1 protein-coding gene is annotated in these 254 nt (G+C 55.5%); it reads right to left on the bottom strand.

Annotated features, from left to right (window positions below):
• On the bottom strand, positions 1-254 hold a 254-nt coding region (locus EII11_RS10695), incomplete at both ends, for a hypothetical protein (protein WP_165867180.1).

Genomic DNA, 254 nt, shown 5'->3' on the forward strand with positions numbered 1-254 from the left:
TTGTTTGTCCGCTTTGAGGGGTCAGGACTTCCTCACTGCGCTCGATAGCTTTAAAGTAGCGGACTTTAGCGACCTGGGCATCCCACAGGGCACGCAGTTCTTCCTCGGTTGGGGGTTCGACGCTGGTGTTTTCCAGGTCGATACGGACCATAATGTAAGTGCCATCCACAATCCCATACGCTCGCGCCGTAGTACGAATAAACCTGCCTTCTTCTACGACCGGTTCAGGCGGAGGAGGCGTAAGTCCCTTCCCC

The organism is Schaalia canis (assembly GCF_003858455.1).
Taxonomy (GTDB): Bacteria; Actinomycetota; Actinomycetes; order Actinomycetales; family Actinomycetaceae; genus Pauljensenia; species Pauljensenia canis.